This is a genomic window from Brevibacterium sp. LE-L, from assembly GCF_050214925.1.
Classification (GTDB): domain Bacteria; phylum Actinomycetota; class Actinomycetes; order Actinomycetales; family Brevibacteriaceae; genus Brevibacterium.
The window spans coordinates 4,002,388-4,023,927 of sequence record NZ_CP189759.1; the positions used below are offsets into that span (position 1 = coordinate 4,002,388).

At 67.4% G+C, this 21,540-nt stretch carries 18 protein-coding genes; 8 read left to right on the plus strand and 10 right to left on the minus strand.

The window, feature by feature from the left end:
* Positions 1-63: 63 nt before the first annotated feature.
* From ACQE2J_RS18085 to ACQE2J_RS18105, 5 genes are all read left to right on the plus strand, one after another.
* Positions 64-729 carry a TetR/AcrR family transcriptional regulator gene (locus tag ACQE2J_RS18085; RefSeq protein ID WP_135540604.1) on the plus strand — a complete coding sequence of 222 codons (666 nt, stop codon included), beginning with the start codon at positions 64-66 and terminating at the stop codon, positions 727-729.
* Positions 730-766: 37 nt separating this feature from the next.
* On the plus strand, positions 767-1,126 hold the full coding sequence (locus ACQE2J_RS18090; RefSeq protein ID WP_135540602.1) for a DoxX family protein: 360 nt from the start codon (positions 767-769) through the stop codon (positions 1,124-1,126).
* Positions 1,127-1,314: 188 nt separating this feature from the next.
* Positions 1,315-2,130: a class I SAM-dependent methyltransferase gene (locus ACQE2J_RS18095; protein ID WP_135540600.1), complete on the plus strand. Its 816-nt coding sequence runs from the start codon at positions 1,315-1,317 to the stop codon at positions 2,128-2,130.
* Between the two features lie 214 nt (positions 2,131-2,344).
* Positions 2,345-2,965, plus strand: a complete 621-nt coding sequence (locus tag ACQE2J_RS18100; protein ID WP_135540599.1) for a hypothetical protein — start codon at positions 2,345-2,347, stop codon at positions 2,963-2,965.
* Positions 2,966-3,281: 316 nt separating this feature from the next.
* Positions 3,282-4,688 (plus strand): uracil-xanthine permease family protein, encoded by a 1,407-nt coding sequence (locus ACQE2J_RS18105; protein ID WP_135540597.1) that lies wholly within the window; start codon positions 3,282-3,284, stop codon positions 4,686-4,688.
* A gap of 167 nt (positions 4,689-4,855) precedes the next feature.
* On the opposite strand, the gene ACQE2J_RS18110 is transcribed toward ACQE2J_RS18105, so the two are convergent.
* The 4 genes from ACQE2J_RS18110 to ACQE2J_RS18125 form a co-directional block, all read right to left on the minus strand.
* Positions 4,856-6,022, minus strand: coding sequence for a LacI family DNA-binding transcriptional regulator (locus ACQE2J_RS18110; protein ID WP_135540595.1), 1,167 nt, complete (start codon positions 6,020-6,022; stop codon positions 4,856-4,858).
* 263 nt (positions 6,023-6,285) lie between these two features.
* Positions 6,286-6,996: a sulfite exporter TauE/SafE family protein gene (locus ACQE2J_RS18115; RefSeq protein WP_135540593.1), complete on the minus strand. Its 711-nt coding sequence runs from the start codon at positions 6,994-6,996 to the stop codon at positions 6,286-6,288.
* Positions 6,996-8,531, minus strand: coding sequence for an amidohydrolase family protein (locus ACQE2J_RS18120; protein ID WP_135540591.1), 1,536 nt, complete (start codon positions 8,529-8,531; stop codon positions 6,996-6,998). Before ACQE2J_RS18120 ends, ACQE2J_RS18115 begins: the two co-directional genes overlap by 1 nt.
* Positions 8,532-8,655: 124 nt before the next feature.
* Positions 8,656-9,156: a DUF2306 domain-containing protein gene (locus ACQE2J_RS18125; RefSeq protein ID WP_135540589.1), complete on the minus strand. Its 501-nt coding sequence runs from the start codon at positions 9,154-9,156 to the stop codon at positions 8,656-8,658.
* Positions 9,157-9,248: 92 nt separating this feature from the next.
* Here ACQE2J_RS18125 and ACQE2J_RS18130 point away from each other — a divergent pair, with 92 nt between their 5' ends.
* The 3 genes from ACQE2J_RS18130 (at position 9,249) to ACQE2J_RS18140 (ending at position 13,113) form a co-directional block, all read left to right on the plus strand.
* Positions 9,249-9,911 carry a MerR family transcriptional regulator gene (locus ACQE2J_RS18130; RefSeq protein ID WP_135540587.1) on the plus strand — a complete coding sequence of 221 codons (663 nt, stop codon included), beginning with the start codon at positions 9,249-9,251 and terminating at the stop codon, positions 9,909-9,911.
* 104 nt (positions 9,912-10,015) lie between these two features.
* Positions 10,016-11,212: a methyltransferase domain-containing protein gene (locus ACQE2J_RS18135; protein WP_425119954.1), complete on the plus strand. Its 1,197-nt coding sequence runs from the start codon at positions 10,016-10,018 to the stop codon at positions 11,210-11,212.
* A gap of 158 nt (positions 11,213-11,370) precedes the next feature.
* Positions 11,371-13,113 carry a BCCT family transporter gene (locus tag ACQE2J_RS18140; protein WP_240689915.1) on the plus strand — a complete coding sequence of 581 codons (1,743 nt, stop codon included), beginning with the start codon at positions 11,371-11,373 and terminating at the stop codon, positions 13,111-13,113.
* A gap of 200 nt (positions 13,114-13,313) precedes the next feature.
* On the opposite strand, the gene ACQE2J_RS18145 is transcribed toward ACQE2J_RS18140, so the two are convergent.
* The 6 genes from ACQE2J_RS18145 to ACQE2J_RS18170 form a co-directional block, all read right to left on the minus strand.
* The gene (locus ACQE2J_RS18145) at positions 13,314-14,057 is read right to left on the minus strand and encodes an IclR family transcriptional regulator (protein WP_135540585.1); all 744 of its coding nucleotides are present in this window, start codon (positions 14,055-14,057) and stop codon (positions 13,314-13,316) included.
* A 3-nt stretch (positions 14,058-14,060) separates the two neighbouring features.
* Positions 14,061-15,413, minus strand: coding sequence for a formimidoylglutamate deiminase (locus ACQE2J_RS18150; protein WP_135540583.1), 1,353 nt, complete (start codon positions 15,411-15,413; stop codon positions 14,061-14,063).
* Positions 15,410-16,672, minus strand: coding sequence for an allantoate amidohydrolase (locus ACQE2J_RS18155; protein WP_135540581.1), 1,263 nt, complete (start codon positions 16,670-16,672; stop codon positions 15,410-15,412). The genes ACQE2J_RS18150 and ACQE2J_RS18155 overlap by 4 nt, the downstream gene beginning before the upstream one ends.
* A gap of 84 nt (positions 16,673-16,756) precedes the next feature.
* Positions 16,757-18,433: a histidine ammonia-lyase gene (gene hutH, locus ACQE2J_RS18160; protein ID WP_135540579.1), complete on the minus strand. Its 1,677-nt coding sequence runs from the start codon at positions 18,431-18,433 to the stop codon at positions 16,757-16,759.
* Positions 18,434-18,541: 108 nt separating this feature from the next.
* Positions 18,542-19,813, minus strand: coding sequence for an imidazolonepropionase (hutI, locus tag ACQE2J_RS18165; protein WP_425119953.1), 1,272 nt, complete (start codon positions 19,811-19,813; stop codon positions 18,542-18,544).
* A gap of 163 nt (positions 19,814-19,976) precedes the next feature.
* The gene (locus ACQE2J_RS18170) at positions 19,977-21,506 is read right to left on the minus strand and encodes a class I adenylate-forming enzyme family protein (RefSeq protein WP_240689913.1); all 1,530 of its coding nucleotides are present in this window, start codon (positions 21,504-21,506) and stop codon (positions 19,977-19,979) included.
* Positions 21,507-21,540: the final 34 nt, after the last annotated feature.

A 21,540-nucleotide genomic window follows, 5' to 3' on the forward strand; every position in this document is an offset into this window, starting at 1 on the left:
CGCTCGGCCGGCGAGCGATGCACCGGCCTGGAAAGTGAACACGGAAGGACTTATGCTTCGACCATGTCAGGTGAACATGTTCAATTCCGCTCCGCAAAGCGCCGGCGCACGGAAGACCGGATCATCGGCGCCGCCGCCGATCTCTTCCTCGAACACGGGTTCAAGGCCACAACCGTGCGCGGCATCGCCAAGTCCGCCGAGGTGTCCGTCGGCCGGGTGATGTCCGTGGGCGACAAGGACGCCATCCTCGTCCGCTGCTTCGATCGGTGGATCGGCCAACTGCAGGACGGGACGTACACGGCACCTCCGCCTCGGCGGGTCAGTCTGTCGAAGCGGGGAGGGCACGATGCTGCGGGCACGTCGGTGGTGAGCGGGGCCAGGACCACCTCGGCGGTGCAGCGTCACCTGCTTGATCTCTTTCTGCCGTTCCTCGAATTCTTCGCCGCACACGAGGACCTGTCCCGGGACTACGCGGCGGCGATGATCCGGGTCAAGGGCGACCCCGAGGTATTCAATGCTCTCGCGGCGGACTTGCAGGACCGCCTCAGCGGGGCCTTGGCCTCGATCGGGATCAGCGAGGACCATGCGCGGGCCAGCGCCTCGGCGCTCTACGACTCCTACCTGGGCATACTCTTCCGGTGGGCCGCGACGACGATGACTCTCGCCGAGGCCACGGATGCGCTCCTGGCCATCATCGCTTTCCATACTCGCGTCCGGAGCCCGCTGTGAACCGGCCGTCCATCAACGATTCCACCGAGGCCCTGCCATGATTCTGCTGCCCGACCCCACCTGGCCGGTCGTCGTCCTCGCGATCGTCGTCTTCGGCGACGGACTGCTGACCTTCCGACCGCCCCAGGCGATCGCCGCCTGCCTCGACGGCGTCGGGTTCCCACGCGATTGGTGGTGGGTGCTCGCGATCGTGAAGTTCCTCGCCGCCGCGGGGCTGGTCGCCGGCATCTGGATTCCCGGTCTCGGCGCCGCCGCAGCGGCGGGGCTCGTCGCCTATTTCCTCTGCGCTGTCGCGGCGCATCGGCGGGCGCGCTACGTCGGGCGGGACTTCTGGCTCAACTGCCTGGGCATGCTCCTCGCCTGCGCGGCGGTCCTCATCTTCTGCTTCCTCGAATGAGTGCCGCGCAGGCGGACGGCAAGCACCGCACATTCGGGCGGATTCCGCCGCCATCCCCTCATCCTCGGCGCCGAGATTCGCAAATTGCAGGCGCGTACCCGTGCACACCCCACTTGTTCTGACCTAGAGTCGAGATACGGCACCGGCGCCGACAGGGGCGCTCAGCCGTCCGGCAGAGGAGTGTGGACATGCCTGAATACGCCGACAGCAGTCGCACGCGCGACGAAACTCCCCACGAACGCTACGAACGCTGGGTATGGATCCACGAAACGGCGTCGATGACCGGGTGGGACTTCTCCCCGCTCGCGGGACGGCTCGTCGCCGACGATCCGCCCTGGGACTTCGACCAGATCTGCCTCGACGCGATGGCCGAGGCGAACAGCTGCCTCGACATGGGCACCGGAGGCGGCGAGCGCCTCATCGAACTCATCGACCGCCTCGACGAGGCCCGCCCGCCCGGCGAAGCCTCGCCGACGATCACCGCGTCCGAGGGCTGGGAGCCGAACGTGCCCCTGGCCGCCTCGGCGCTGCGGGACTACGGGGTCGACGTCGCCCGCTACGACAGCGATCACCACCCGGAGATGCCGTGGAACGACGGCGAGTTCGACCTCGTGATGAACCGGCACGAAAGCTATGACACCGCCGAGGTGGCTCGCGTGCTCGCCCCGGGCGGACTCTTCATCACCCAGCAGGTCGACGGTACGGAGGCGCAGGAGTTCCGGGACTTCTTCGGCGGCGGAGTCGGCGATCTCCACCAGCAGCTCGAGCCCTGCCTCGACGAAGCCGAACGTCACGGGTTCGACATCGAAGCCGCACGGAAGTGGCAGGGCACGATGTCCTTCACCGACGTCGAGGCGGTCATCGAATACCTCGCCTACATTCCCTGGGATGTGCCCGGGTTCTCCGTCATGCCCCACCTCGGCGTGCTCAAACGCCTCGCCGAGTCGAATGACCCCATCGAGGTCACACAGAAGCGCTTCCTCATCGTCGCCCGCAAACTCTGAGCAACCGGAAACTCTGAGCATCCGCAAACGGCCTGCGCGCGAACCCGGCGCGCCGGCACGGCCTCGCCCGTGCCGGCGCGGCTGCACGGCCTCGCCCGTGGTGCCCGGGAGTTCCTGCTGCCGTGATGCGCGCGCAGAGGAGGGAGGTTTTCCCGACCCTGCGCACGGGAAAGCAGGATGGGTCGCACCGGCCCGGCCTCGATAGCGTCGAGTTATGACCTCGACGGACTTCTCATTCCCCCAGCCCACCGATGATGAGCTCGCCGCACAGCAGCCTCGGGTTCTCGGCCCTCACCCTTCGCTGATCGACTCCTCCCCCGGCACCGGTTTCGACAGCCACGACGGAGCACCACGCCCATCCTCAGCCACGACCTCAGCCGGTGGCGCAGGCATGTTCTCGGCAGGCGGTTCCGGCATGTCCTCCGCCAGTGGTACGGCCACCCCCTCAGCCGGCGACACAGCCGGCGCACTCGGCAGGCAAGCGGCTGAGGCGAAGTCGCCGGCCCTCGGCAAGGCGGCGATGGCGCTTTCGATCGTCGCTCTCGTTCTCAGCGTGGCCGCCTCGGCGATCCTCGGTGCCACCGTCGGCCCCGCTGAGGCCGCGTCGGGCTACTACTTCACCGATACACCGGACTGGTATCAGACCTTGGCGGCCGTGCTCGTCGGACTGCAGGTCCTGTGCACCTGCCTGGGGATCACCGGCCTCATCCTCGGCATCACCGCGGCGGTCACTGCCCGGGGTCGCACTGTCAGCATTGTCGCCATCGCTGTGGCGGCGGTCGCTCCGTTCGTCTCCTTCGGCACGTTCATCGCCCTCATCTTCGCCATCGCCTGACGCCGCATCCCCCTGAGCACCCGCCACCCATCTCCCCGCCACGCCCCTCAGCACCCGCCGCTCATTTCCCACCCCGGCCCGCCTCCCCGCCGGCCCGTCTCCGCCGAAAAACGGGGTGAGCGCCGAGACACACGTGCGCGCACACGTTCCTCGGTGCTCACCCCGTTTTTCGGCGCGCAGCCCCTGCGTGGACACCGCCAGCTGTCCGAATTCCGGGCCTCCTGTTGACACCGCTTCCCTCACGATGCACGATTAAACAAATCGATTTGGCCACTGAGTTCCAGGCCGATCACGATGTGCCTCGAGGAGCAGTGCCATGACCGCGACACCCGATGCTGACAAAACTGACGGCACGGACAGCGCTGTCCATCCGGTCGACAGGCTCCGGCCGATCCACACCCTCATCCCGTTCGCCATCCAACACGTGCTCGTCATGGTCGCGACGCCGATCTCCTCGGTCTTCCTCATCGCCACTGCCCTCGGGCTGGATGCGAGAACCACCTCGGCGGTGCTGTCCGCGGTCTTCGTCTTCTCGGGCCTCGGGTCGATCCTGCAGTCGGTCGGAGTGTGGAGGATCGGGGTCCGACTGCCCTTCGTCATGCTCCCGGGCGGGGCGGCGACGATCCTCTTCATCACGATCGCCCAGGGCACCGACGTCGAGACCGCGGTCGGAGCAGTGCTGCTCACCGGTGTCTTCTACATCCTCGCGGTGACGCTCTTCGTCAAGGTGCTCAAGTTCTTCCCACCGCTGGTCATCGGGATCATGGTCATCGTCATCGGCATCAACCTCGTCCAGATCACCGGCAAGCTCATCGTCGGCGAAGCGGATGCACCCGACTTCGGCGACCCGCAGAATCTGCTGCTCGGGCTCATCACCATCGGCATCACGGTCCTGTGTTTCCGGTTCCTGCGCGGAATGCTCGGCAAGCTCTCCGTGGCCGTCGGCCTCGTGGGCGGCACCATCGTCGGCGCCTTCATGGGAGCCACGGACTTCTCCGGCCAGACCGACGGCCCGCTGTTCGCGATCCCGACGCTCTTCCCGTTCGGGTCGCCGAAGTTCGACCTCATCGCCGCGATCCCGATGCTGCTGTGGGCACTGGCCTCCATGGCCGAGGCGACGGGCCAGACGATCATCAACGGTGAGATCGTCGGCAAGGAAGTCGAACCCAGCCGTGCGGTGCCGCGTCTCATCCGCTCCGACGGCATCATCACCATCCTCGGCGGGCTCTTCGGCACTCCAGCCATGGTCACCAGCGGCGAGAACGTCGGCATCGTCCGCGCTTCGGGTGTGCGCAGCAGGTACGTGACCGCCATCGCCGGCTGCCTCCTCATCCTCATCGGCTTCAGCCCCATCGCCCGCATTCTCAACGGGATCCCCTCGGCGGTCGTCGGCGGAACCGCCGTGGTCGTCTTCGCCATCATCGCCGTCCTCGGCATTCAGATGCTCGCGAAGATCGACTTCAACGAGACCGGCAACCTCATCACCGCCACGGTCGGCCTGGCCGCAGGGCTCATGCCCGTGCTCATCCCCGGCATGTACGCGCAGCTGCCGCAGAGCGCGGCGTCCCTGCTCGGCAGCGGTGTGGCAATGGCCGCATTCGTCTCCGTGCTGCTCAATCTGCTCTTCCACCACACCGGCAAGCGCAACCGCCACCCGAAGTCTCGGACACCGCTCGACGATCCGAGCACGCTCGAACAGCGCCCGTCCGACTATCGGATCTGACTCGGATCTGACACCGAGACGCCAGTCCGACTTACTGTCGCGGACCGGTGGCCGGTTCTCTGGTCACTTGTAATGAGCCGTGGTCCGGTGGTCGAGTTCCTGGTCATGAGCCAGGACCGGTAGTCGAGTCCCCGGTCATGAGCTAGGACCGGTAGTCGAGTTCCCGGTCAAGAGCTGGGACCGGTGGTCGATTCCCGGGCGACGAGCCTGGGTCCGGGCGCACCCGCCGAGGCGGTCGGAACCGAATCAGTCATTTCATCATTTGCCGTGCTGTGACCGTCGAGGACCGCGACCAGCATTTCGACCGCTGCCTTCGAGATCGCCTCGAGGCCGAGGTCCACTGCGGTGAGCGGCGGGCTGCTTGTGCGAGCGCGCAGACCGTCGTAGCGGGTGGCGATGAGCAGGTCATCGCCGATGGTTCGTCCGGCTTCCTCGGCAGCTCTCACCGCGCCGGTGGCGAAGGTGTCGATGGGGGCGAGGAGGGCGTCGATGTCAGGGTGTGCGGCCAGCAGTTCCTGTGTGGCCGCGTAGGCACCGTCTTCTCCGGACGTCTCGTCCGCCTCGGCGATAAGCGGGGCGAAGCCGCGGGCCTCTGCGGTCGCGGCATACACTTCGCGGGCGGCCGTCTGTGCCCCGCGGCGACTGCGGCTGACGAGAAGCGCCGGCTGCCGGGCGCCCTGGTCGACGAGGTGGTCGAGCAGCAGCTGCGCCGTCACCTGATGGTGGAGATCGATGCTCCACTTGCTGCCCGCGGCACCCCCGCGACTCGCCCCGCCGACCCGCTGCTCTGTGTCGCGGACCTGCTGCTCCGCCGCGCGGGCCCGCTGCTCAGCCCCGCGGGCCCGCTGCTCCGCGTCGCCGGAGCCCGGCCCGTCGATCGTGACGTAGGGGATGCCCCGCTCGCGCAGCGCCTCGGCGAGGGGATCGTCGAGGGTCGGTTCGAGCAGGATCGCCCCGTCGATATCGAGGAGGTCGACGGGATTGGTCTCCTCGTTGGGTGGGGCGAGGACGAAGACGTAGCCCTCGAGCAGCGCCGTCCGCGCACACCCCATGGCCAGTTCGGTGAAGAATCCCAGCTGGGAGGGCCCTGCGGACACCGCCGCCGGCATGGAGGAGAGCAGAGCCAGTGTCTGCGATCTGCCCGACCGCAGGCTCTGCGCACGGACGCTGGGCCGATAGTTCAGCCGCTCGGCGACCTCTTTGACCTTGTCCCGGGTGGCGGCGTTGACCTTCCCCTGACCGCTGAGTGCATGCGAGACGGTCGTCCGTGACACACCGGCCTCACGCGCCACATCAGCGATCGTGACGCGGTGGGTGCGCGGGAAGTCGGACATGGAATCAGCCTACTTCACTGTGCCGTGACAGAGATGACAGCCGAAGACGCCCGCAGATTCACCCAGCGACCGGAGACTCGAACGGCATCCAGCGCCCGCAGATTTGCCTGTTGCCGGCCCGCGCGAGATTCGAATCCCCAAACATAGGTCGCAATCGGACATTTTTCGCGCCGGAAAGTATCCGTTTGCGACCTATATTTTCGGCCCAAGTATCCGTTTGCGACCACTACTCGAAGTCCCCTGGCGCTCTCGCCCTCGCATCCTCAGGCCTGGACGATGACGATGGCTCCGGAGACGATGGCGAAGCCGAGGACGATGTAGCGCAGCACCGGCCCGTCGAGGCGGTGGTGGACATAGCGGGAGAGGAACGAGCCGACGACGAGGAACGGCAGCATCCACGCGGTCGTCATCATCGTCTCCGCCGACACCTGCCCGCTGAGGGCGAGCACGATGAGCGAGATGATCTCACCGACGAGGAAGCACACGGCCACCGTCGACCGCAGCTCCGGCCCGGGCCTGTGCTGATAGGCCAGCGCGTAGGGCGGCCCGCCGATGCCCGTCGAGGTCTCGGTGACACCGGTGATGAGTCCGACCGTCGCGAGCACCGGCCGATTCGGCGCGAACTTCGGCGCGATCAGGGCGATGATCGCTGCGATGAGCGTCGACCAGCCGATGAGCAGCGCGAGCTGGTGGAGATTGACGATGACGAGGATCCACAGACCCGCGAAGGTGCCCGCGAACCGGCCGACGCTGATCCACTTCACGCCCGTCCAATCGATGTGCGCTCGTTCGCGCGCGGCGACGTAGAGGTTGAGCGGAATCATCAGCACGAGCAGCATCACCGGGATGAGACTCGGATCGATGAACGTCACGACCGGCGCGAGGATCATCGCGAACCCCATCCCGGTCGATCCCTGCACGAAAGCGGAGATGAGAACGACCGCAGCGACGATCGTGAAAGCGAGGATCGACATCAGCTGCGATCGCCCGCCGAGGTGGCCCTGTCCGCTGTGCCGGCCCCGCCCACCGCGTGAGATCCCCTCGCCGAGGCGGCCCCGCGCTCGGCCATCCACCGCGCCCGGTGTTCGGCTGCGTTGGGGTCGATGCGGGTGATCGGCGAGTTCGCGACGACGCGGCGGGAGACCTCCTTGGCGCGGTCGAGGAACGCGCAGCCGTCCCAGTCGACGGGCCAGCCGCGGTCGAGTCGGAGTCTGCCGTCGACGATGACGGATTCGATCTGGTCGCGGTTGGCCAGGCGCACAAGCTCCCAGGGCAGGTCCCAGGAGGGAACGAATTCGGGGGTGTCGATGTCGACGACGAGGAGGTCGGCGCGGGCGCCGGGGGCGATCTCACCGATCTGGCCGCTCAGCCCCACGGCGTCGGCGCCGCCGCGCAGGCCCTGTTCGAGCCAGGTCCAGCCGCCGCCGGATGAGGAGTCGACGACGTCCATTCCTCCGGTCAGCCGCTGCGCGGTCTCGGCGGCGTCGAGGAGCCGGAAGGCGTCCGAGCGGGTGCCGTCGGTGCCGAGCCCGATGCGCATTCCCAGTTCGTGCATGAGCAGGGCCGGAGCCACGGCGTTGCCCTTCCACGAACTCGCGACCGGGTTGTAGGCGATCGCGCCGCCGGAGTCGCGGAGGAGGCGGATCTCGCGCGGGGTGAGCAGCGTGGCATGCGCGGCGAGCAGTTCGGGCCCGAGCGCGCCGAGGCGGGCAAGGCGCTCCAGCGGGCGTTCACCGCTGGAGATGAGGGAGCGTTCGACGGCGACGATGTGCTCGTTGAGGTGGGTCTGGAAAGGCACACCGGCGTCCCGGGCCATCTGCGTGATCGTCGCGAGCGCCTCGTCGGAGGCGACCTCGGGGATCGACACGGCCAGGGAGGGGTGGATGAGGGACTCGGCGTCCCACCTGTTCAGGTGCATTTCGGCGGCGGCGACCACCTCGGCGAGCTCCACCGTGCGCACTCCCCCGCCGAGATCGTTGCAGATCACGCCGAGCACGCAGCGCAGGCCGACGTCCGAGGTGACGTCGGAGATCGCGGAGACGTCGACGCTTGAGCGGGTGCCGGCGTCGGCGACTGTAGTGAAACCGCCGCGCAGGGATTCCCAGGCGGCCAGGCGGGTGGCGACGTCGATGGCCTCGGCGTCCATGTTCGACTCCATCGGCACCCACACGCGTTGGAAGATCTCCGAGGGTTCGCCGAAGACGAGGGACTTGCCGAAGGTCTGGGTGAGGTGGTGATGGGCGTCGATGAAGCCGGGCATGAGCAGGCGGCCGGGAAGGTCGATGCGAGTCGGTGCGGGAGCAGGTTCGGCACCGGAATTCGGGTCGGCGGCGTCGGTGGGAGTGAGGAGCGATTCGGCGTGGGCGGTCACCTCGGCGAGGGGGCCGGCAGCGAGAATCCGGCCGCCGGAGATGAGCACCGCGTGCCCTGACTGCGGGCCTTCGGGAAGGAGCACCTGCTCGGGGACGAGCACGGTCGGGGACTGGTGCAGAGTGCGCAGCTGAGTCATGTCATCCTTCGTTGCCGCAGGAGCCTCGACGACCCTGCAGATCGTCGTGGCAGGCGATAGCCCGCAGCGTGGTCCTGCCGGTGAGACAAATCGATTTGGCTACTGCCAGTTTACGGCGAGCAGTCTAGTGGGTCAACGGCTCTTCGGAGCCGAGATCCACCGGTGTCCGTCGAGGGATCGCCCCGTGTACTGCGAGCCTGACGAACACCGCGACCGTGGCGGCGACGGCGGTGACCGTGACGACCGCGACCAGTGGTGCGCTCTGCAGCAGCTGCGGAATCAGCCTTTCGGGCACCAACACGGCGAAGGCGAAGGCCGTCAGCGTGCCGAGGTAGGAGCCGATCATGAAACCGCGGTGAACGGCCACCGCTCGACGTCGGATCGCGGCGATCGCAACGACCATGCACACGAGCGTCCAGATCGCCAGACCGTGCAGCCAGGAGAAGCCGTCTGGAGAGATCCAGAAGCTCGAGAAGCAGACGATGAGCATCGCGGCCACCCAACTGGCGCCCAGCAGCCGGTGGGCGCGATCCCGCCGCCGGCGCAGAATCTGCACGGGCCCCAGAAGAATTACGTACAGCGCGGCCACGGCATGGACGATGATGACCAAAGTGAAGGCATCCATAGGTATACGATAGTTTCACTATCCAGGTTTCCGCCATCAAGATAGTTCGGCCTCGGGCTGCTATCCGGCCCCCAGACGACGATGGAGGTGTCATGCTGCTCAAACAGCTCGCCAGTGTGAGTGGATGTTCTGCGGCATCGATCAAGTACTACCGGCGTGAAGGCCTGCTGCCGCCCGGCGAATACGTCACGGCGACACGGCAGGACTACGGACGCGTTCATCTCGAGAGACTGCAGCTGATCCATGTCATGCGCGAAGTCGCGGATGCCCCCATCAGCGCGATCCGTCGGCTCACCGAACTGCTCGATGACCCCCAGGTGCCGCAGATCCGAGCACTCCAAGAAGCCCAAGCGATCGCCCTCGGCACACCGACTACCGGCGAGGCAACCGATTCCGACGATGTCGAGCACCCGACAGTGGGTCGGCTGTTGTCGCAGATGGGCTGGCCCGACATCGACTCAGTGCCACGACGAGCACTCGACGAGGCGCTCAAGACCCTCGCAGCATGGGAGATGCCGGACGAGATCGACGCTGTCATGCGCTATGCCGTGCCGATGACCGAAGTCGCCCGGGGCGATATCGAATTCATCCAGCAGCGCCCCGCTGATGCAGGCCGGGTCTCAAGCGACGTCGTCGTCATGCGAGCGGCGGCCGGCACGATCGCGTTCGACCGCCTCATGAGAGCGCTGCGGGCTTTGGGACATGTCTCCCTGAGTGTTCGCAGCTCCGAGGCCGAGGGCGGTCCGGCTGACTGACCACGAGCGTTTCCCCTGCTGAGGACTCGAGTCACCCACGTCGAGGAGTCCGCGCCCCTGGGTTCGCGTCGAGGGGTTCGCCTCTGAGCCCGTAAAATGGGTCCATGCCGACTCTGCCGCTCACGCCCACCTCGGCGGATCACGAGCACCTGGACTGCGGATATTTCGAGCGCGGGGAGTGCCGGTCCTGCGCCCTCATCGAGACCGCGTATCTGAAGCAGATCTCAGACAAGGAGGCCTGGTGCCGGGAGATCCTCGCCGAGGCGGCCCCTCAGGAGTGGCTGCCGACCTTCGCCGGTGGGGTGGACGGCTTCCGCAACCGCGCGAAACTCGCCGTCGGCGGTGGGGCCGGTCATGTCACTCTGGGCATCCTCGACCAGGAATTCCACGGCGTCGATCTGCGCGAATGCGGGGTCCAGGCGCCGGCGATCCGGGCGGTGATCCCGGTGCTCGCAGACTTCCTCGATGCCACCGGGCTCGAACCCTATGATGTCTCCGCGCGTCGTGGTGAGCTGAAGTTCGTCCATGTCACGGCGGCGCCATCGGGTGAGCTGATGATCCGATTCGTCGTGCGCACTCAGCATGGCCTCGATGTGCTCCGGTCGCGGCGGGCCGGTCTGCTCGAGCTCGCGCCGGAGGCTTCAGTGGTGTCGGTGAATCTGCTGCCCGAACACAAGGCGGTGCTCGAAGGCAGCCGCGAGGAGCTGCTCCACGGTGATTCCCTGCGAATGAACCTCGACCGGGTCGATCTGCATCTGCGTCCCCAGAGTTTCTTCCAGACGAATACCCAAGTCGCGATCGGACTGTACAACCAGGTCACCGCATGGGTGGATGCGGTCGGCGCACAGAGCCTGTGGGACCTCTACTGCGGTGTCGGAGGGTTCGCGCTCTGCTGCGCGGGGAAACGCGCGCGCGGCGAGGACGGAACGGCCCGCCGGGTCACCGGTGTCGAGGTCAGCGAACAGGCGATCGAATCGGCGAGGATCAGCGCCGCCGAGCTCGACATCGACGCCCGCTTCCTCGCCGGCGATGCCACGGAGTTCGCCGAACGGAACTTGACCGCAGGCAAACGGCCGGACTGCGTGATCGTCAATCCGCCTCGGCGCGGGATCGGTGCTCGGCTGTCCGCCGCGTTCGAGGACTCCGGCGTCGAGCACATCGTCTATTCGAGCTGCAATCCCGTGTCCCTGGCCAAGGACCTCGCGCAGATGCCCAGCTACGAGGTGGCTCAGGCGCGGATCTTCGACATGTTCCCGCATACGAAGCACCTCGAGGTCGCGGTCGTGCTGCAGCACCGCTGACCACCGCGAGATGCCTCACACTCTGCCTCATCGGGTCCAATCCATGTGGTGATTCGGCGACAAGCGCCTAGACTCGACTGCTGCACGGCCCCACGAACGTCCCAGTTCGCGGGGCCTGTTGTGTATCTGCTGAAATCCCGCCCACTGCCCCCGAATACATGCTCCTGCCCGCCATCGAGGCGGCCGTGAGCCCGGAGACCACGATGACGACGCTGAATTCCCCCTCCTCAGATCCTGCAGGCACCGCCGCGACCGGGTCCGAGCACTCCACCGAATCCGCCTCCTCCGGCGGACTCGACGACCCTCCCCCTCCCGGCGGGGTCGGATCCGACTCCGGCCCCGCCGGCGCCGAGACCGCATCCCTTGCAGACCCTTCCTCCAACCGGGTCGGGAAGGTGTTCGTGTGCGCTGTCGGCCTCGTCATCGCCTTCGTGCTGTGGGCGGCGATCGCCCCCGAGGCGCTGGCCGACATCATGACTCGGGCGATGACCGCAGTCTCCACCGGCTTCGGCTGGATCTATCTGGTCGTGCCCTTCGCCGCGATCGTCATGCTCGTGTGGTTCGCCGTCAGCCGTTTCGGTCGCCTGCGGCTGGGCGCACACGACTCCCGTCCCGAATATCGCACTGTCACCTGGCTGGCGATGATCCTCGCTGCCGTCATGGGCATCGGCCTCGTCAGCTACGGCGTGGCCGAACCGATGTCCCACTTCATGGTTCCGCCCCACGGGCTGGCCGAACCGGAGACCATGGACGCCGCAGTGCGCGCCATGCAGTTCTCCTACCTCGATTGGGGCTTCCAGGCCTGGGCGATCTTCGGCGTCTTCGGTCTCGCGATCGGCTACTCCACCCACCGCAAGGGCCGACCGGCACTCGTGTCCACAATGCTGCGGCCAGTCCTCGGCCGCCTCGTCGACGGTTGGGTCGGCAGCTTCATCGACATCCTCACCATCATCGCCACTCTCTTCGGGACGACGACTTCCCTGGGTCTCGGCGCCTCTCAGATCGGCGAGGGTCTCAACACCGTCTTCGGCATCGACGCCACGATCGCTCTGCAGATCATCGTCATCTCCGTCCTCACACTCCTCTTCACCGGTTCGGCTCTGACCGGGGTGAGCAGGGGCATCAAGTACATCTCCCAGATCACGCTGACCATGGCGACGCTGCTGGGGCTGTTCGTCTTCATCACCGGCCCCAGCGGCTTCATCTCCAACCTGTTCGTCCGTTCCGTCGGTGCCTTCGCCGGGGACTTCCTCGAACTCAGCTTCATGACCCCGACGAATGCCGAGGACAGTGAGTGGATGCTCGGTTGGACGTACTTCATGATGGCCTGGTGGCTGTCGTGGAGCGCCTTCGTCGGCATCTTCCTCGCGAAGATCTCGAAGGGGCGGACCATCCGCGAATTCGTCGCCGGTGTCCTCCTCGTTCCCAGCGCCGTGTTCTTCGTCTGGTTCACCGTCATGGGCGGTTCGGCGATCAAGTTCGACATCGACGGCGCCGCGATCGGTGAGGCGACTCAGGACAACCTCGACACCGCGTTCTTCAGCCTCCTCGAGCAGCTTCCGCTGTCCCTGTTCGCGTCGGTCTTCACGATCATCATGGTCATCCTGTTCTTCGTCTCCTCCGCAGACTCGAACACGTTCGTCCTCAGTTCGCTGTCCTCGCACGGCTCCTTCGCACCGCGCCGCCCGGTCATCGCGACCTGGGGATTCCTCACCGGTGCCTGCGCGATCGTACTGCTCCTCGTCGGCGGCCTGCAGGCCCTCCAGCAGGCGGCGATGCTCTCAGCCGTCCCGTTCACCGTCATCGTGGTCGTCCTCGGCGCCGCCCTTGTCAAAGAGCTGCGCAGCGACGACCAGATCGTCGAGGAGGTCGCTCGCGAAAAGCGGGTTCTGCGCCCCTGACAGCGCCGGCCCACTTCACCGAGCGGACCACTGAGCAGCGAGCGCGCAGGTTGCAACTGGTCCGCTCGGCGCTCAGTGGCCCGCTCGGCGCCAGCCGGGCGCCGCAGGGTGCGCTCAAGGCCAGCCGGGCGCCGCAGGGTCCGCTCGAGGCTCGCCGGGCGTCGCAGGGTCCGCTCGGCGCTCGCCAGCCGCCGCAGGGCTCACCGCAGCTTGGCGGTCACCTCGGCGGCGGCGGACTGGACCTGGTCGACCATCGGACCGGAGTCCTCGGGCAGGGTGTCGCTGACCACGGACAGCCCGATTGCGGCGACAGGACGCCCGAGCACGTCGAAGACGGGGGCGGCGATCGTCGAGATCCCCGGTGTGACTTCGCCGTGTTCGATCGCGCAGCCGGTGCGTCGCTCCTGGGCGAGTATCGCGTTGAGCGCCTTCACCGAGGCCGGCCCCTTGCCCGTGCGGGTGACGAAACCCGTCTCGGACTGGAGCATCGCGAGCACCTCGGACTTCGGCAGCTGCGCGAGGATCGCCCGCCCCGTCGCCGTGAGGTAGCTGGGCATGCGCACCCCGGTGGCAGTGATGACCGCGACAGACTTCAGCGACTGCTCCTTGAGCACGTACTCGGTCTCCCACCCGCGGATGACGGCGAGCTGAGCGGTCGTGGCGGTATCCTCGGCGAGCTGACGCACGATCGGCTGCGCCAGCCTCTGCAGGGGGTTCGTCCGCAGGTAGGAGGCCCCGAGCTCATGCACACCGGCACCGAGCACGTACCCGGACTCGGTGCGCGCGACGAGCCCGAGCTCCTCGAGCACACCGAGGATGTCGTAGGCACTCGAGCGCGGTATCTCGAGTGCTCTGACCAGAGCACCGGCCGTGATCGACCGATTCGACGCGGCCAGATGCCGCAGAATCGCGATCGCCCGCCGCAGTGCGGGAACCTCAGCCACGGTTCAGCCCTCCATCTCCAGCGCCGCGAACGCCTTCGCGTAGAGGTCCGAGACGTCCCCGAGCTGCGCGTGCACGCCATCGCGGACGCGCACCCTGCCGCCGCTGACGGTGAGATGCACATCCGCCGAGGTGGCCGTGAGGACGATCTGCTCGTCGAGTGAGCCGATGGTGCGCATGCTGTCGGTGCGCAGCGCAATGAAGTCGCATGCCTTCCCGACCTCGAGCGCTCCGACGGGCAGGTCGAGGCTGCGTGCCCCGCCCTCGGTGAGTGCGGTGATGAGTTCGGCCGGGGAGAATCGGCCGCGCTGCCCCGAGCGCAGACGTTCTCCGGCTTCGAGGCTCTGGGTCTCACGCAGGGCGTCGAGGACGACGTGCTGGTCGGAGCCGATCGAGATCACGGCCCCGGCATCGGCGAGTTCGCGCGCCGGGCCGATCCCGTCGGCGAGGTCCGCCTCGGTGCACGGGCACATGACGATCGCTGCTCGTGAGCCGCCGAGGATCGCGATGTCCTCATCATCCAGATGTGTGGCGTGGACGGCCGACAGCCGTTCGTCGACGACGCCGGAGCGTGCGAGCACCTCGGTGGGACTCGCGCCGTAGGCGGCTCGGCAGGCGTCGTTCTCCGCGGGCTGTTCGGACAGGTGGACGTGCACGGGGCCGGTCAGTTCCGCGAAGCGCGGCAGGTTCGCGGCGGGCACGGCACGGATCGAGTGGATGGCCGCACCCACGTGGACGAAGCTCTCACCTGGGGCATTGACGGGGAACTCTGCGGCGAAGGTCTCTGCCAGTCCGGCGTGCCGATCGATGAATCCGTCGATCGTGCCATCACCGAAGCGGGCCTGCTCATCCGAGAGTTCGGCGTCGATGGCACCGGTGAGGTAGCAGGTGTCGAGGAGTCGGATCCGGATCCCCGCCGAGGCGGCCGCCCGGGCCAGCGCCCGTTCCATTGCGTGGGCCGGTTCATAGGCCGACCCGTCGGGCGCGTGGTGGACGTAGTGGAACTCCCCCACCGAGGTGTACCCGCCGGCGAGCATCTCCGCGAACACGGCGCGGGCCACGGTCTCATAGGATTCGGGGTCGAGCTTCGCGGCAACGGAGTACATGACCTCGCGCCAGGTCCAGAAGGTCCCACCGTCGCCGTGGGTGCGTCCGCGCAGGATGCGGTGGAAGGCATGTGAGTGGGCGTTCACTCCGCCGGGCAGGGTGAACCCGGGCACCACCTCGGCGGTGGCCGGGGCGGCGTCGACTCCGGTCTGGACCGCGGTCAGGGTGCCGGTGTCATCGGCGCTCAGCAGCACCCCGCGAGCCACGGCTCCATCGACCCACGCGGTTTCGCACCAGTACTGGGTGCTCATGCGCCCGCCCCTGTCTCTCCGGTCGGCCCGGGCGTTCCCGTGACACCGAGTTCACGGGCGAGCACCGCGACGAGCGCGTCGACTCCGGCTCGCTGGTCATCGACCTCGCAGGCCTCCTCCGGGGCGTGGGAGACGCCGGTCGGGTTGCGCACGTAGAGCATCGCCGAGGGCACATGACCGGCGAGGATGCCGGCATCGTGTCCGGCACCCGAGGGCAGCAGGGGTGCCTCGGGCAGCACCGAGGTCAGCCGGGTGTTGAGATCGGCGGTGAAGTGGGTGGTCGGTGAGTAGGACTCCTGCGAGATGCTCACCTCGACGCCGGCGTCGGCGGCGTGCTCGCGGGCGCGGCGGCTGATGGCCTCGAGCACCTGTGTCACGACGGCGTCGTCGGCGTGACGGATGTCGAGCCAGAAGCTCATGGCCGAGGCGATGACGTTCGTCCCGCCCGGGTGGATGAGGGTCCGTCCCACGGTGGCCACGGCGCTCGTGTCAGTGGCGGCCGCTAGGGTCGGGACATCCCCGATCACCCGGGAGGCGGTGACGACGGGGTCGGCGCGGTGGCTCATCGGCGTCGTCCCGGCGTGGTTGCCCTGTCCGGTGAAGGCGAAGTGCCAGCGGCCGTGGCCGATGATCGAGGAGCCGATGGCAACGGCCTGATCGGTGCCCGCCAGGCCGAGGCCCTGTTCGACATGGAGTTCGATGAATGAACCGATACCGGCCAGCCGAGACTGGTCACGCCCGACCCGTTCCGGGTCGAGGCCATAGCTCGTCGCGACGTCGGCGAAGGTGTCGCCTGCGGCGTCCTTGAGTCCGAGTGCCCGGTCGACCTCGATGGCGCCGGTGAGCAGTCGTGAGCCGAGGCAGGCGACGCCGAAGCGTGAGCCCTCCTCTTCAGGGAACACGGCCAGGGCCAGAGGCCGGGTGGCCCGTTCGAGTGCGCCGGTGGCCTTGAGCTCGTCGAAAGCCGCCAGCGCCGAGGCGACACCGAGGGGCCCGTCGAACTCGCCGCCGCCGGGGACGGAGTCGAGATGGGAGCCGGTGACGACGGCGTTGTCACCGGGCGGGGTGGCCCAGGCCCAGGTGATGCCGTTGGCGTCGATCTCCGTGTCGAGACCGCGGCGGTCTGCCTCGGCGAGGAACCAGTCACGCAGCTCGCGTTCGGTGGCGGAAAACCCAGGACGCTGGTAGCCGGGTCCACGGGGGTCGCGGCCGGTGTCCTCGATCTGCCTCAGCAGCGAGACGACATCGCTGGTGGTCATGTCACTCCGTTCACTCAAGGTGGGACCGGTGGTGCAGCGGTCCCGTCAGTTCGGGACCAGTCAGTGACGGGCCCCGAACCGGTTTCACTTCTGGTGGGTGGTCGCCGCCGCGGTGCCCGAGGCTTCGGCGGCAGCGTCGAGGTTGCCCAGTGCCGTGAACTCGGGATCGTTCACCGCTGGTCCTCCGCCGACGGGCTGCCAGGCGCCGGCGTCGCTGGTCACGGTGTGGGTCAGCGGGGTGACCGCCTCGGCGGCGGTGACGAGTGTTCCGTCCTTGACCTTCGCGATGGTTTCGGCGAGCTCCGGGGACAGGAACCGGTCGGGCCCGGGCCCGGGGACGGTCTCCCGCAGTGCGGAGATCACGGCACCGGTGACCGGCGCCGGCGCGGCTTCACGCATATCGCAGGCGCGGGCGGCGGCGTAGAACTCGATGCCGATGACGCTGGCGAGGTTGTCGACGACCTTGCGCAGCTTGCGTGCTGCCGACCACCCCATGGACACATGGTCCTCCTGCATCGCCGAGGACGGGATCGAATCGACCGAGGCGGGAGCCGCGCCCCGCTTGGCTTCGGAGACCATCGCGGCCTGCGTGTAGTGGGCGATCATCAGGCCCGAGTCGACTCCGGCGTCGTCGGCGAGGAACGGGGTGAGATCCTGGTTGCGGGCGACATCCATCATCCGGTCGGTGCGGCGTTCGGACATCGAGGCGACGTCGGCGGCGACGATGGCGAGGAAGTCCAGGGCGTGGGCCAGGGGTGCCCCGTGGAAGTTGCCGTTCGAGGACACCATGCCGTTGGTGAGCACGACCGGGTTGTCGATGGCCGCCCGCAGCTCGCGTTCGGCGACCTGCGTGGCAAAGGCGACCGCATCGCGGGCGGCGCCGTTGACCTGCGGGGCGCAGCGCATCGAGTAGGCGTCCTGGACCAGGTGGGTCGAGTCGCGGTGGCTGGCGGTGATGCCCGAGTCCTCGAGGGCCGAGAGCATGTTCGCCGCCGAGGCGGACTGACCATCGTGGGGGCGCAGCGCGTAGTGGAGTTCGGGGGCGAAGACGGCGTCGGTGCCGAAGAGGCCCTCGATGCTCATGGCCGCAGAGACGTCGACGGCGGTGAGCAGGTTCTCGAGATCGGTCAGGGCCATGATGAGCATGCCGAGCATGCCGTCGGTGCCGTTGACCAGCGCCAGGCCCTCCTTCTCGGCCAGGGTGACCGGGGTGATGCCGGCCTTCGCGAGGATCTCATCGGCGGGTCCGGCCACACCGTCGGGGCCGACGGCGACGCCTTCGCCCATGACGACGAGCGCACAGGCCGACAGGGGGGCGAGGTCGCCGGAACAGCCGAGCGACCCGTATTCGTGGACGACCGGGGTGATGCCGGCATTGAGCAGGTCAACATAGGTCTGGAGCACCTCGGCGCGGACTCCGGCCCGGCCCGTGGCCAACGTCCGGGCACGCAGCAGCATGAGGGCGCGGACGACCTCTCGCTCGACGGGTTCGCCGACTCCAGCCGCATGTGAGCGGATGAGCGACTTCTGCAGCTGGGTGCGCAGTTCGGCGGGGATGTGGCGCTGGGCGAGCGCCCCGAATCCGGTCGAGACTCCGTAGACGGGCTTCTCGGCCTGAGCCAGGGCATCGACGGCCTCGCGGTACTTGTTCACTCGGGCCAGCGTGGCCGCGCTCAGTTCCACCTTCGCGTCGTGGCGGGCGACCGCGACCACCTCGGCGAAGGTGAGGGTGTCGGGATCGAGGTCGATGAAGTCTGACATGTCGGACCTTTCGGTTGAGTTGCTCTGCGCTGTGGCGCCGGAGGTTCGGTGGTATTCGAGGTGCTGCCGGGGCGACGGTCGGGCCGGTTCAGGCCCTCTGCGCGCCCATCAGCTCCGTGGTCGGTTGTCGACGACGAGTTCGCCGCTGGAGTAGACGCGTTCGACGAGCTGGACTCCCGGCCGGTAGGCCAGGTGCCGATAGCTGGGTGCGTCGAGGATCGCCAGATCGGCGCGGGCTCCGACGCCGAGGTGGCCGACATCGGAACGCTGCAGAGCGTGGGCCCCACCCGCGGTCGCCGCCCACACCGCCTGCTCGACGGTGAAGTGCATATCGCGCACACCGATGGCGATCGCGAAGGGCACGCTGTTGGAGAACCCTGAGCCCGGGTTGCAGTCGGTGGCGATGGCGAGCCGCACACCGGCCTCGACGTAGCGGCGGGCATCGGGGTATGGCTGACGGGTGGAGAATTCGATGCTCGGCAGCAGGGTGACGACGGTTCCCGCCTCGGCGAGGACGGCGAGATCGGAGTCCGAGGCGAAGGTCGCATGGTCGACGGAGACGCAGCCGAGTTCGGCGCCGAGTTTGAGCGCTCCGCCCTCGGTGAGTTGGTTGGCGTGCAGCCGCGGCTTCATGCCTGCGGCCTTGCCGGCGTCGATGATGCGGCGGGTCTGGTCCTCGGTGAAGGCTCCCTTCTCGCAGAAGACGTCGATCCATTTCGCTTTGTCCGCGGCCGCCGGGATGATCTCGTCGATGACGAGGTCGACGTAGCCCTCGGGGTTGTCCTTGTACTCCGGCGGGACCACATGGGCGGCGATGAGCGTGGTTTCCTCGGTGTGCCGGTTGATGATGTCCAGGGCACGGATCTCATCGTCGAGGCTCAGCCCGTACCCGGACTTGATCTCGAACGTCGTCGTGCCCTGCCGAGTCGCCTGCTCCATCAGGTGGACGAGGTTGGCCTCGAGCTCCTCGTCGCTGGCGGCCCGGGTCGCGGCGACCGTAGTCGCGATGCCGCCGGCCGAATACTTCTGCCCGGCCATGCGTGCGGCGAATTCCTCGGAGCGGTCACCGGCGAAGACGAGGTGGTTGTGGCTGTCGACGAAGCCGGGGATCACGGCTTTACCGCCGAGGTCGACGGTCTCGAGTCCCGCGAGATCACTCGCCGAGGTGACTTCCCCGTTGACGATATCGTCGTCGTTGACACCTGGTGACGGTTCTTCACCGCGATGGTTCTCCACCGCAGTGTCCGCCTCAGCGGACGGTCCGGACCAGACGACTCGGCCGTCGTCGATGAGCAGGGCGGCGTCGGTGATGACGCTGAGTTCTCCGAGGGAGTCGAGGTCGTTGACGACCAATTCGCTGATCCCCGTGATGAGCTGCACGACAAGATCCTTAACGGTTGAGAATGGTTCATCCTCAGTATGAACTGCCGCGGCGTATGGCAGAACCGGGTCAGGAAGAATTTGTCTGATATTTCGGACAGATGGTGATTGGGCGCTCAGAGCGCTCGGGCGTCAGGCGTGGACGATCTTCGTTCTCGACCGCTCAGCTCTCTCGCAGCTGACCCTTGACGATCTTGCCCACGGAGTTCTTCGGAAGACCTGCGTGGATATGGATCTCCGCCGGGAGTTTGTAGCGCGCAAGCCGCGGTTCGAGGAAGGCTCGCAGGGTCTCTGCACGATTGACGGCTCCTTCACGCAGAGCCACATGAGCCACGGGGATCTCCCCGTAGGTGTCATCGGGGCTTCCGACCACCGCTGCCTCGAGAACCTGAGGATGTTCGAAGAGCGCATCCTCGATCTCCTTGGGATAGATGTTCTCTCCGCCGCGAATGATGAGATCCTTGATCCGATCGACGAGGACGAGGAAGCCGTCCTCATCGAGGTATCCGACGTCCCCGGTGTGCAGCCACCCGTTCTTGAGCACTTCGGCGGTGGCCTCCGGTCGGCCGAGGTACCCGCGCATCACCGTCCGCCCAGCGATCACGACCTCTCCGACATCCCCAGGTTCGAGCAGTCGATCGTGAGGATCGGTGATTCCCACGCTCACTCCTGGCAGTGCTGGCCCGACGGTTCCCGGCTTGCTCGTACCATCGTTTCGGTTGATCGTGGCGCACACCGAGCACTCCGAGAGACCGTAACCCTCGACCATGTCGACATCGAAACGAGTCTCGAACCGGGTGATCGCGTCCGGGGACATCGGGGCGGCACCGCAGATGACGAAGCGCAGAGAACTCGAGTCGACATTCCGAGTCGTCGTCGCCTCGAGGATCGAGAAGATCGTCGGCACAGCAGAGAAATAGGTGGGGCGCTCTTCCTCCACGACGTCCCAAAATGACTCGGGATCGAACTTCGGGATCATATGCACGCTGCCGCCGAGCATGAGAGGTGAGACCGTCCCCGCGAGCAGGCCGTTGCAGTGGAAGAGCGGGAGAACCAGCAGGCTGCGGGCGTTCTCACCGAAGTCGAGACCATTCAAGATCGACCAGACCATGGCAGCGATGTTCGACTGCTCCAGAACGCATCCCTTCGGCTTGCCCGTCGTCCCCGAGGTGTAGACGATGAGCGCCACGTCGTCATCCCGGACGTCATCGAGGCAGTGCGAAGAGACGCCAGCGCAGGGCTCCATGTCACCGCGGAAGCAGCCGTCGGTCACCGGAAGGCAGCCGATCCCGCATCCTCTGGCGAGCGCCTCGGCGCGGGAGTCCCCCACGAGCAGGGCACAGCCGGAGTCGTCGAGCTGGAAGACCACCTCGTCGTCAGTGAGCGCAGGGTTGATCGGAGTGAGACCGGCGCCGAGAGACCAGGTGGCGAACATCGTGGTGATGATTTCGGGGACATTGCGCAGCAACACACCAACCACCGAACCGCGACCGATTCCGAACCGCGAGCGCAGTATGTGGGTTGTGGCCGCGACAGCGGCGGCGAACTCAGCATTGTCGAAACTGCCTCCGGGCCAGCTGAGGCATGGTCCGTGGGGGTTGGTTCGGGCACGAGCAAGGGGCAGCCCCATCACCTCGGCGACGGGATAGGTGGAGGATTCCGCGTCGATGGGGACAGGATTCGAAGTCATCATGGCCTCACACTAGCCACGCGTTGACGCACGTTCA